The sequence below is a fragment of the Celeribacter baekdonensis genome (assembly GCF_900102315.1).
Lineage (GTDB): Bacteria > Pseudomonadota > Alphaproteobacteria > Rhodobacterales > Rhodobacteraceae > Celeribacter > Celeribacter baekdonensis.
The window spans coordinates 419,405-430,432 of sequence record NZ_FNBL01000002.1; the positions used below are offsets into that span (position 1 = coordinate 419,405).

The 11,028-nt window shown below is 59.8% G+C and carries 8 protein-coding genes; 5 read left to right on the forward strand and 3 right to left on the reverse strand.

Features of this window, described 5'->3' with window-relative positions:
• Nucleotides 1-3: 3 nt before the first annotated feature.
• Both BLT54_RS06200 and BLT54_RS06205 read left to right on the forward strand, forming a co-directional pair.
• The gene (locus tag BLT54_RS06200; RefSeq protein WP_074642259.1) at nucleotides 4-1,635 is read left to right on the forward strand and encodes an alpha-D-glucose phosphate-specific phosphoglucomutase; all 1,632 of its coding nucleotides are present in this window, start codon (nucleotides 4-6) and stop codon (nucleotides 1,633-1,635) included.
• 114 nt (nucleotides 1,636-1,749) lie between these two features.
• Nucleotides 1,750-1,968, forward strand: coding sequence for a DUF6500 family protein (locus tag BLT54_RS06205; protein ID WP_074642261.1), 219 nt, complete (start codon nucleotides 1,750-1,752; stop codon nucleotides 1,966-1,968).
• Nucleotides 1,969-2,054: 86 nt separating this feature from the next.
• On the opposite strand, the gene BLT54_RS06210 is transcribed toward BLT54_RS06205, so the two are convergent.
• Together BLT54_RS06210 and BLT54_RS06215 are read right to left on the reverse strand one after the other, a co-directional pair.
• Nucleotides 2,055-5,162, reverse strand: a complete 3,108-nt coding sequence (locus BLT54_RS06210; RefSeq protein WP_074642263.1) for an efflux RND transporter permease subunit — start codon at nucleotides 5,160-5,162, stop codon at nucleotides 2,055-2,057.
• A gap of 22 nt (nucleotides 5,163-5,184) precedes the next feature.
• Nucleotides 5,185-6,354 (reverse strand): efflux RND transporter periplasmic adaptor subunit, encoded by a 1,170-nt coding sequence (locus tag BLT54_RS06215; RefSeq protein ID WP_083351712.1) that lies wholly within the window; start codon nucleotides 6,352-6,354, stop codon nucleotides 5,185-5,187.
• Nucleotides 6,355-6,591: 237 nt separating this feature from the next.
• On the opposite strand from BLT54_RS06215, the gene BLT54_RS06220 reads away from it, so the two are divergent.
• The 3 genes from BLT54_RS06220 to eutC all read left to right on the forward strand — a co-directional run bounded on the left by BLT54_RS06220 (nucleotide 6,592) and on the right by eutC (nucleotide 9,561).
• Nucleotides 6,592-7,272 carry a TetR/AcrR family transcriptional regulator gene (locus BLT54_RS06220; RefSeq protein WP_074642268.1) on the forward strand — a complete coding sequence of 227 codons (681 nt, stop codon included), beginning with the start codon at nucleotides 6,592-6,594 and terminating at the stop codon, nucleotides 7,270-7,272.
• 145 nt (nucleotides 7,273-7,417) lie between these two features.
• Nucleotides 7,418-8,800, forward strand: coding sequence for an ethanolamine ammonia-lyase subunit EutB (locus tag BLT54_RS06225; protein ID WP_074642270.1), 1,383 nt, complete (start codon nucleotides 7,418-7,420; stop codon nucleotides 8,798-8,800).
• Entirely contained in the window at nucleotides 8,797-9,561 is a 765-nt protein-coding gene (eutC, locus tag BLT54_RS06230) for an ethanolamine ammonia-lyase subunit EutC (protein WP_074642273.1), read from the forward strand. The genes BLT54_RS06225 and eutC overlap by 4 nt, the downstream gene beginning before the upstream one ends.
• A 32-nt stretch (nucleotides 9,562-9,593) precedes the next feature.
• On the opposite strand, the gene BLT54_RS06235 is transcribed toward eutC, so the two are convergent.
• Nucleotides 9,594-10,967 (reverse strand): aminotransferase family protein, encoded by a 1,374-nt coding sequence (locus tag BLT54_RS06235; RefSeq protein ID WP_074642275.1) that lies wholly within the window; start codon nucleotides 10,965-10,967, stop codon nucleotides 9,594-9,596.
• Nucleotides 10,968-11,028 lie beyond the last annotated feature (61 nt).

Consider the following 11,028-nt stretch of genomic DNA (forward strand, 5'->3'; position numbering starts at 1 on the left):
CATATGACCCGCCACATGGTTGAAACCCATGCGATCGACGGCCAAAAACCCGGAACCTCGGGGCTGCGCAAGAAAACTCCGGTCTTCATGCAGCCGCAGTATCTGGAAAATTTCGTTCAGGCGATTTTCAACGGGATCGGGGGCGCTGCGGGCAAAACCTATGTGTTGGGCGGCGATGGTCGGTATTTTAATGACCGCGCCGCGCAGGTGATGTTGCGCATGGCTGCCGCCAATGGCGCGAAAAAGGTGATTGTTGGGCAAAACGCATTGCTCTCTACGCCTGCGGCCTCGCATTTGATCCGCAAACGCGGCACGGATGGCGGCATTATCATGTCCGCCTCGCACAATCCGGGTGGGCCGAAAGAGGATTTCGGGGTGAAATTCAACACGCCAAACGGTGGCCCCGCCGCCGAGGGCGTGACCGAGAAAATCTTTGAAGCCACCAAAACCATCACTGAATATGCCATCATGGACGCGCAGGATGTGGACCTCTCCACCATCGGCACGACGTTGTTGGGCGAGATGGAGGTCGAGGTCGTCGATCCGGTCGCCGATTACGCGCTGATGATGGAAGAGATTTTCGATTTCGACAAAATCCGCGCGCTGTTTGCCGGTGGGTTTACCCTGCGCTTTGACGCGATGCATGCGATCACCGGCCCCTATGCCAAGGCGATTTTGGAAGACACGCTGGGCGCGCCGAAAGGCTCGGTGGTCAATGCCGTGCCCTTGCCGGATTTTGGCGGCGGGCATCCTGATCCAAACCCGATTTGGGCCAAGAGTTTGATGGATTTGATGTTTTCGGGTAAAGCCCCGGATTTTGGTGCGGCCTCGGACGGTGACGGTGACCGCAACATGATCGTGGGCCGCAACGCCTATGTGACGCCCTCGGACAGTTTGGCGGTTTTGGCGGCCAATGCCACTTTGGTTCCGGCCTATGCGGGTGGGCTTAAGGGCGTGGCGCGTTCGATGCCAACCTCGCGCGCGCTCGACCGCGTGGCCGAGGCGCTGGACATCCAGTGCTATGAAACACCAACGGGCTGGAAATTCTTTGGCAACCTGTTGGATGCGGGTCGCGCGACGCTGTGCGGCGAGGAAAGTGCGGGCACCGGATCAGACCATGTGCGCGAGAAAGACGGGCTTTGGGCGGTGTTGTTTTGGCTCAATATCCTGGCCGAACGGAAACAATCCGTGGCCGCGATCATGGCGGATCATTGGGCGCGCTATGGTCGCAATTACTATTCGCGTCACGACTATGAGGCGGTCGACAGTGCGGCGGCCAATGGGGTGATGGAGGCGCTGCGTGGCAAGTTGCGCCATTTGCCGGGGCAGGTGATCGAGGGCATGACCATCGAGGCCGCCGATGAGTTTGCCTATGACGATCCGGTCGATGGCTCGCGCTCTGAGGGGCAGGGCATTCGGATTATGTTCATCGGCGGTGGGCGCATCGTGTTCCGGCTTTCGGGCACAGGGACCGAGGGCGCGACGCTGCGGGTCTATCTTGAGCGGGTGGAAACGGCGGCGGCAGTGCTTCAGGACAATCCGCAACATGCGCTCTCGGCGGTGATCGCGGCGGCGGACGGGTTGGCCGAAATCCGCAGCCGCACGGGCCGCAACGCACCGAATGTGATCACCTAAAGCGTCACGCCTTTAACTTGAGACAGGGAAAGGCGTGACGCTTTAAGCGACGCAAGATTTGCGAGACACTCGGTCGGGGCGCGTTCCCGGCCATTTTTTATGAGAGGACAAGGTATGAGAGCGAGCCTTCGCGCCAAGATCATCGCCACCTGCGACGCCAAAATCGCCCAGAAAGGCGCGGGGGTCGGCCTGTCGTTTTATGCGTTTTTCGCCAATAAAAACGACGACCCCGAGACGCTGATGGAGGCGGCAGAATGGTGGATCAAAACCCACCAGTTGGATCATTTTGAGAAGGCGGTGAAGGTGCGGGAGATGGTGGTGCAGGGGATGTAAGGGGGCGTTTGAGCGTCTCCCAGACAACCAAAAACGGCCGGGGTTTAAGCCCGGCCGTTTCCATATCTATGTGTCGCGCCTGAACCTCAGGCGGCGGGTTTTTTACGGCCAAAGACTTTCATCACCAGCACAAAGAACAGCGGCACGAAGATGATGCCAAACACTGTGCCGGCGATCGTCCCGCCCAGAACCGCGGAGCCAACCGCGCGGCGGCCACCGGAGCCTGCGCCCGAGGACAGGACCAGCGGCACAACCCCCAAGGAGAAGGCCAGCGAGGTCATGATGATCGGGCGGAACCGTTGGCGCGCAGCGGTCAGCACCGCGTCGATCACATTGGCCCCGGCGTCATATTGTTCGCGGGCGAATTCCACGATCAAAATGGCGTTTTTCCCGGTCAGACCGATCACGGTCAACAGGCCGACCTGAAAGAACACGCCGTTTTGGAAGTTGAACAGATAGGCCGTGGACAGCGTGCCCAAGATACCAACTGGCAGGGCCAACATGACCGAGAACGGGATCGCCCAGCTTTCATAAAGCGCCGCAAGACAAAAGAAGATCGCGGCCAAAGAGAGCGCATAGAGCATCGGCGCTTGCGAGCCGGAGTCGCGTTCTTCCAGTGACAGGCCGGTCCAGGCCACGGCAAATCCCGGCGGCAGGTTGCCGACCAGACGCTCGATTTCCGCCATGGCTTCGCCGGTGGAGACACCGGGGGCGGGGGAGCCCTGGATCTGCATCGCGGGGATGCCGTTGTAGCGGTTCAGACCTTGGGGACCATAGACCCAACGTTCAGAGGAGAAGTTGGAAAAGGCCACAAGGTCGCCGGTGCTGTTGCGGACCCGCCATTTTTGCAAATCGGTCGGGGTGGCGCGGGCATCGGCTTCGCCTTGGACATAGACGCGTTTGGTTTTGCCATTGTCATCGAAATCGTTGACGTAGGTCCCGGCCATGGCAATCGAAAGCGTGTTGCCGACATTGGTGGGAGACACGCCCATCGCACCCGCAGCGCGCCAGTCGATGTCCAGTTTGAACTGGGTCGCATCCTCAAGACCCGAGGGGCGCGCGGAGGCGATCAGCGGGCTTTGCGCCGCCATTCCCAGCAACATGTTGCGGGCTTCCAGGAGTTGTTCATGGGTCTGGCCGCCGGGGGCCTGCAGGTAAAAGTCAAAACCCGAAACGTTGCCAAGCTCGGTGACCGCAGGTGGCACGATCGGGAAAGCCATGGCTTCCTGGATGCCCATGAAGGCACCATAGGCACGGCCCGCAATGGCCTGAACCGATTGCGCCGGGCTGAGACGCTCGTCCCAATCTTTCAGGCGCACAAAGGCCAAACCATTGTTTTGCCCGGCACCGGCAAAGGAGAAGCCGACGATGGTAAAGATCGAATCCACGGCCTCTTTTTCGGCGTTGAGGAAATACTCCTGGATTTGCATGTTGGCTTTGGCGGTGTTTTCGGCGGTGGACCCCGCCGGGCCTTGCACCAGCGCCAACATGATGCCCTGATCCTCATCGGGCAAAAAGCCGGTGGGGGTTTGCAGGAACAACCACACAATGCCGCCGCCCATGACGGCATAAATCATCAACATGCGCAGTGGACGCCGCACCGTATAGCCTACGGTTGCGCCATAGCCGCCGGTGATTTTTTCAAACATCCGGTTGAACAGGCCAAAGGGGCCGCGTTTGGTGTGATGGGCGTCTTTGCCACGCAACAAGGTGGCGCAAAGCGCGGGCGTCAGGGTCAAAGCCACAACGACAGACAGCAACATGGCCGAGACGATGGTGATCGAGAACTGGCGGTAAATCACCCCGGTGGAGCCACCGAAAAAGGCCATCGGAATGAACACGGCAGAGAGCACCAAGGCGACGCCGATCAGCGCGCCGGTGATCTGATCCATGGATTTGCGCGTGGCCTCGCGCGGGCTCAGGCCCTCTTCTTCCATGATCCGTTCGACGTTTTCGACCACCACGATGGCGTCATCGACCAAAAGACCGATGGCCAGAACCATCGCCAACATGGTCAGCACGTTGATCGAATAGCCAAACAGCGACAAGATCGCGAAAGTCCCAAGCAAAACGACAGGCACAGCCAAGGTCGGGATCAACGTGGCGCGCAGGTTTTGCAGGAACAAAAGCATGACGAAGAACACCAAAACGATGGCTTCCATCAGGGTTTTCTGGACTTCGTGGATCGAGATTTCGACAAAGGGCGTGGTGTCATAGGGGATGACGTAGCTCACGCCTTCGGGGAAATATTGCGCATATTCGCCAATCTTTTCACGCACCAATTTCGAGGTGTCGAGCGCATTGGCACCGGGGGCAAGCTGGATCGCCATGCCGGAGGCGGGATTGCCATTGTATTGCGCAATCGTAGAGTAGTTTTCCGCGCCGACTTCGACACGGGCCACGTCTTGCAGCAACACAATGCCGCCGCCGCCTTCGGAGCGCAGGATGATATTGCGGAAATCTTCCGGCGTTTTCAAAAGCGATTGCGCAGTGATGGTGGCGTTCAGGGCCTGACCCTCGGGGGAGGGCAGACTGCCAAAGGCCCCCGCCGAAATCTGGGCGTTTTGCGAAGAGATCGCGGTGACGACATCGGAGGGCGTCATGTCAAAAGCGGCCAGTTTGGAGGGATCGAGCCAGATTCGCATGGCATATTGCGCCCCAAAAATCTGGGTGCCGCCGACACCTTCGATCCGACTGAACGCGTCGACAAGATTGGTGTTGAGATAATCGGCAAGATCAGCCTGATCCAACTGGCCATCTTCGGAAATCAGACCGATCACCATCAAGAAACCCGCCGAGGATTTTTGAACGGTCACGCCTTGGCGCTGCACCGCTTCGGGCAAAAGCGCCGTGGCCTGGGCCAATTTGTTTTGCACCTGAACCTGCGCGATGTCCGGGTCAATCCCGGTTTCAAAGGTCATGGTGATCGAGGCCGACCCCGAGGAGGTCGAGCTTGATGACATATACCGCATCCCGTCCAACCCGGTCATCTGTTGTTCGATGACTTGGGTGACGGTGTTGGCCACGGTTTCGGCCGAGGCACCCGGATAGGTGGCGTGGATCGAGACCGAGGGGGGCGCGATTTGCGGGTATTGGGCAATGGGCAGGGTGACGATCGACAGCGCACCAATGCCCATGATCAGGATCGAGATAACCCAGGCAAATACCGGGCGGTCAATGAAAAAACGGGCCATGAGGGGTCCTTCCGGGCTTTGCTCAGTTGCTGTCGCTGGAGGCGGGGACGGCCTCTTGCGGTTGCGGGGCGACGGTCATACCGGCGGAGACTTTTTGCAGCCCGGCCACGATCACCATCTCACCGGAGGCGACACCCTCGGTCACCACCCAATTCGCGCCTTGATCGCTTTGCACCGTCAGCGTGCGCTGTTCGACGACATGTTCGGGCGTGACGACAAAGGCCATCGGGCGACCGCGCCGATCCCGTGTCACCGCCTCTTGCGGCACCAGGATCGCGTCCTTGATCAGACCTTGCGGCATCTCGACCTGAACATACATGCCGGGCAGCAGGAAATGATCCGGGTTCGGGAAGGACAGGCGCAACAGGATTGAGCCGGTTTGTTCATCGACATGGGGCTCTGCGGCGGACAATTCGCCTTTTTGTTCATAGGTGCTGCCATCGGTCAGCCGCAGCTCGACCGTTTGGCCGATGTTGCCAGCAAAGACCGCATCGCTTCCGGCGCGCTGCCAGCGCAGCATTTCTGCCGCCGCCTGGGTCACATCGACATAGACCGGATCAAGCGCGCGGATCACGGTGAGCGGGCTGGCCTGACCGGAGGTGACAAGCGCACCTTGGGTGATTTGGCTCAGACCAACCACGCCGGAGATCGGTGCGCGGATCGTGGCGCGGTCCAGATCAATTTCGGCGGACAAAAGATTGGCTTCGGCCAGTTTGATCGCGGCCTCTGCGGAATCGCGGGCGGCAATGGCACTGTCGAGGTTTTGCTGTGCCACGACATTGCGCGATTTCAATTCTTGCTGACGATCATATTCGATCATCGCCGATTTCAGCGAGGCCTTGGCCTGGGCCAAACCGGCCTCGGCCACTGCCTTTTGCGCCTCATAAGAGGCGGCGTCGATTTCATAAAGCGCATCGCCTTTTTCAACCGGGCGACCCTCTTCAAACAGACGGGCGCGGATGATGCCATTGACCTGCGGACGCACTTCGGCGGCACTTGAGGCGGCAACACGACCGGGCAGAGGGGCCGTCAGGGTGATGTCTTTGGCCTCCAGCGTGACCACGGTCACGGGTGTCGGCGGGGGTGATTCTTGCGCAACGGCGGGCATCGCGGCGCAGAGGGCAAATGCAAAGGCGGTGGACATCCGGCGCAGCGACACAGGCAGGCTTTGGGGGAGGAGGGTGTTAGGCATGGAGGTCTCCGGCAAGGGGATTGGGGTACGCGTACGAACGGCCCAGTCTCAGGAATGATGCGTTTGCGATGGCTCTGTTTATCACACAGGTGTATGTCGCTCTTGAATTTTCATTAAAGAAACGGGATGGTTTTGTAAAGTTCGTGATCGGCGCACTCTCTGTGCACAAATGCAGGACAGCTGTGGGCGAAATGGGGGCGATCATGGTAAGGATCATGGCGAGCAGGAGGAGCGCAAATGGCGAAAGAGACAGATATGAACGCGTGTGAGCCTCACCGCCGCCGCGGCCGCCCGGTTCAAATGGACAGTGCCGCGCGCGAAGAGGAAATTGTGCGCGCCACCAAAGCGCTGTTGATGAGTTCGTCCTTGGACGAGGTCACGATGGCGGCGATTGCGCGCGAAACTGGCATGTCAAAGCGCACGATCTACGCTCATTTCGACAGTCTCGAAGCGCTCCTGCGTCGCAGCATGGCCGAGATTGGCAAGGTGATTTTCCTGCCCTTGAATGAGGTCGAGAAAACCAAGCCTTTGAAGGAGCGTTTGTCGCTTTTGCTCACGCTGAACAAGCCCCCGGTCAGTGAAGACCGCAAGCGGGAGTTCCTGCGCACCCTGATTGCCAAGGCGCATGTTTACCCCAATCTGGCGCGTGAAATGTGCCAGAATGGCCGCGGCATCTTGCGGGGGTACATTTGTGCCGAGCTGGAGGAGGCGGTGCGCGAGGGTGTGCTTGAAATTGCCCCAGATCGGGTGGCGCTGGCGGCGGAGATTTTGATGGATATGGCGTTTTGGGACCCGGTGCCAAGCCTGCTCGACCCGGACTATGCCTATCCGGTCGCGGGCGATATGGCCCTACGCCGGGAGGCCGCGATTGAGATTTTCCTCAACGGCTGCAACGGCTGCCTGAGACATACGCCTTAGGGCCGGCGGAAAATTATGCGCCTGTGCCTCATTTTAGGGCGCAGACGAGCATGCGCGATACGGCCATTGGGTCAGGGGCGGTTTTCGCGGGGCTTTCTCAACAGGGCGTTTTAGGTCTTGAGGGGATCGGATGTGAGAGGGACCAATGAGCCGTTTTCAAACCATTTTGGCAGGCGAACTTCACGCCTTTGGCACTCTGGCAGAGGTGATGGCCAAGGCCACGCCCGCGCGCTCTGGCGATGCTTTGGCGGGGGTGATTGCCGAGAGCGATGTCGAACGGGTCGCGGCGCAAATGGTGCTGGCTGATCTACCGCTCAAGCTGTTTTTGACCGACCTGCTGATCCCCTATGAGATCGACGATGTCACCCGGCTGATTGTTGACAGTCACGATACGGCGGCCTTCGCGCCGGTGTCTCACATGACCGTCGGTCAGTTTCGCGATTGGCTGTTGTCCGATGCCGCAGACGGACCGGCGCTGAGCGCGCTCGCGCCGGGAGTGATGCCGGAAATGGTCGCCGCCGTCTCGAAACTGATGCGCAACCGCGATCTGATTGCTGTCGCGCGCAAAATCCGCGTGGTCACGGCGTTTCGCACCACTCTGGGCCTTGAGGGACGCATTGGCTCGCGTCTGCAACCCAACCACCCCGCCGATGATCTCAAAGGCATCGTTGCCTCGACGCTCGACGGGCTGTCTTTTGGCGTGGGCGACGCGGTGATCGGGATCAACCCGGCCACCGACAATATCCCCACCGCCATGGCGCTGTTGCAGATGTTGGACGAGCTGCGGCAAAGCTACGACATCCCAACCCAAAGCTGCGTTCTCACCCATGTGACCAACGCCATCGAGATCATCAACCGCGGTGCGCCGGTTGATTTGGTGTTTCAATCGGTGGCCGGAACCCAAGCCGCCAATGAGGGCTTTGGTGTGACCCTGCCGATGCTGGCAGAGGCGCATGAGGCGGCGCTCTCATTAAGGCGCGGCACGGTGGGGCAAAATGTGATGTATTTCGAAACCGGGCAGGGGGCGGCACTCTCCGCCAATGCCCATCATGGCATTGATCAACAAACCCTTGAGACCCGCGCCTATGCGGTCTGCCGCACCTATGATCCGTTGATTGTGAACACGGTCGTCGGCTTTATCGGCCCTGAGTATTTGTATGACGGTAAAGAGATCATCCGCGCCGGGCTTGAGGACCATTTTTGCGGCAAACTTTTGGGTCTGCCGATGGGCTGTGACGTGTGTTACACCAATCATTCCGAGGCGGATCAAAACGACATGGATGTGCTGATGACGCTTCTGGCCGAGGCGCGGGCGCATTTCCTGATCGGGGTGCCGGGGGCCGATGACATCATGCTCAACTACCAAAGCCTGTCGTTTCATGACATCGCCTATCTGCGCAACAGCCTTGGGTTAAGGGCCGCGCCGGAGTTTGAAGCCTGGCTCATGGCGATGGGGATCGTGTCTGAGACCGGACATTTGATTGAGAGTGGAGCGGGGGCGCTGCGGCTTTTGGAGGCGGCGCAATGAGTGATGTCCCGAGCCATGATCCATGGGCGAAACTGCGCGCCGCCACGGTGGCGCGGATCGGGCTGGGCCGCTCTGGTGCGGGTCTGCCGACCGGGGCGCATCTGACCTTTCAATACGCCCATGCCCGCGCCCGCGATGCGGTGCAATCGGCGCTGGATGTCGATGCTTTGGCGCGGGATTTGGCACCGCAAGAGGTGATCCGCGTCGCCTCTGCCGCGCCAGATCGCGCCACCTATCTGCGCCGCCCGGATTTGGGCCGAAGGCTGGCATCAGGCGAGGCGGAAACCCTCAATGCCCGCGCGCCCTGTGACGTTGTCTTTGTCATCGCCGATGGGCTGTCTTCGGCCGCCGTGCAGGCGCATGCGGCGGCGGTGGTTCATGCCTGTGTGCCGAAAATGTCGGGGCTGAGCATCGGCCCGGTTGTCATCGCCGCGCAGGCCCGTGTGGCGATTGGCGATGAGATCGGCAATCTCTTGGGCGCGCGGCTGGTGGTGGTCTTGGTCGGTGAGCGACCGGGGTTGAGCGTGGCCGACAGTTTGGGCGCTTATCTGACCTATGATCCGCGTGTCGGACGGCGTGACAGCGACCGCAATTGCCTGTCCAACATCCACGCAAAAGGCGGGATGAGTCCGCAGGAAGCAGCGCGAAAAATCGCATGGCTGACCCACGCGGCGCTCACATTGGGCCTCACGGGCACAGGGCTTAAAGAGGACAGCGGACAGATTGAAACGGAAAATGCCCCGCGCATTGGCGGGGCATAGTTTATTTTAGATCAATATTTTAGATGAGACTGTTAAAGTGCCGCCTCAACCGTGGTCAAGCCGTTGTCCACCGCATCCAAAATCCGGTCGATCTCCGACGGCCCGGAGATCAGCGCCGGTGAGAAACACAGCGTGTTGTTGAAACCGGGGATCGAACGCATGGTCGCGCCGATGATCACGCCCTGCTTGTCGCATTCGGCCACAACCGCCTGCACCAGCTTTTCGGCCAATGGCTCTTTGGTCTCCCGATCTGCCACCAATTCGGCGCCACAGAACAGGCCCTTGCCGCGAATATTGCCGATCAGCGGGTGTTTGTCTTCGAGCATTGCCAAGCCTTCCATCAGGCGCGCGCCCATGGCTTTGGTGTTGGCAAGCAAGCCCTCTTCTTCGATGATCGCCATGTTCTCGATCGCTGCCGCCGGACCTGCCGTGCAGCCACCAAAGGTGGAAATGTCGCGGAAGTGGTTGAGCGGATCTTCGGGGGCATCTTTGAACATCGAAAACACCTCATCCGTGGTGATCAATACCGCAATGGCGGCATAGCCCGAGGCCACGCCTTTGGCGGCGGTGATGAAATCCGGCGTGATGCCATAGTTTTGGTAGCCAAACCATTCGCCGGTCCGGCCCATGCCACACACCACCTCGTCGATATGCAGCAAGATGTCGTATTTTTTACAGATCTCCTGGACCTTTTCCCAATAGCCAACGGGGGGCGCGATCACGCCGCCGCCGGCGGTCACGGGTTCAAGGCAGAGCGCGCCCACGGTGTCCGGGCCTTCGCGCAGGATCACCTCTTCGATCGCCTCGGCGGCACGTTCGCCGTAATTCTCCACATCCCATTGTTTGCGGTACTCAAGGCAATGCGGCACCTGGACGAAATCGGGCACGAAGGGGCCGTAATGCGTGGCGCGTTGTTGTTGGCCACAGGCCGACAGCGTGGCGATGGTGGTGCCATGATAATCGCGGTCGCGGTAGAGGATTTTGGATTTCTTGCCGCCATAGCGTTGATGCGCGATCTGGCGCACCATTTTAAACGCCTTTTCATTGGCTTCCGAACCGGAGTTACAGTAATATACACGGCTCAGACCGGGGGTTTTCTCGGTCAGTTTTTCGGCAAATGTCGCCGCAGGGATCGACCCCGCAGACCCCGCGAAATAGTTCATTTTGATCAATTGATCGCGCACCGCATTGGCGATGCGTTCGCGTCCGTAGCCGACGTTGACGGTCCAGACACCGCCCGACACCGCGTCCAGGAATTCGCGGCCATTTTGATCCCAAACCAACATGCCCTTGCCCTCGACGATGATCCGAGGATCGCGGCTTTCAAGCAGTTGGTGTTGAAACATATGGTGCCACACATGAGCGCGATCAGCGCTGACGACGGCAGAGAGATCATTGTCATACATTGGGGACTCCGTGGCAAAATGGGGGCAAAATGGGGTGTTCAAACCGGCCTCTTGAGGCGGT

Excerpts from the sequence above, each read along its gene's own strand:
- BLT54_RS06235 (WP_074642275.1), bottom strand. The coding sequence starts at position 10,967 with ATGTATGACAATGATCTCTCTGCCGTCGTCAGCGCTGATCGCGCTCAT.
- BLT54_RS06215 (WP_083351712.1), bottom strand. The coding sequence starts at position 6,354 with ATGCCTAACACCCTCCTCCCCCAAAGCCTGCCTGTGTCGCTGCGCCGG.
- BLT54_RS06210 (WP_074642263.1), bottom strand. The coding sequence starts at position 5,162 with ATGGCCCGTTTTTTCATTGACCGCCCGGTATTTGCCTGGGTTATCTCG.
- eutC (WP_074642273.1), top strand. The coding sequence starts at position 8,797 with ATGAGTGATGTCCCGAGCCATGATCCATGGGCGAAACTGCGCGCCGCC.
- BLT54_RS06220 (WP_074642268.1), top strand. The coding sequence starts at position 6,592 with ATGGCGAAAGAGACAGATATGAACGCGTGTGAGCCTCACCGCCGCCGC.
- BLT54_RS06200 (WP_074642259.1), top strand. The coding sequence starts at position 4 with ATGACCCGCCACATGGTTGAAACCCATGCGATCGACGGCCAAAAACCC.
- BLT54_RS06225 (WP_074642270.1), top strand. The coding sequence starts at position 7,418 with ATGAGCCGTTTTCAAACCATTTTGGCAGGCGAACTTCACGCCTTTGGC.
- BLT54_RS06205 (WP_074642261.1), top strand. The coding sequence starts at position 1,750 with ATGAGAGCGAGCCTTCGCGCCAAGATCATCGCCACCTGCGACGCCAAA.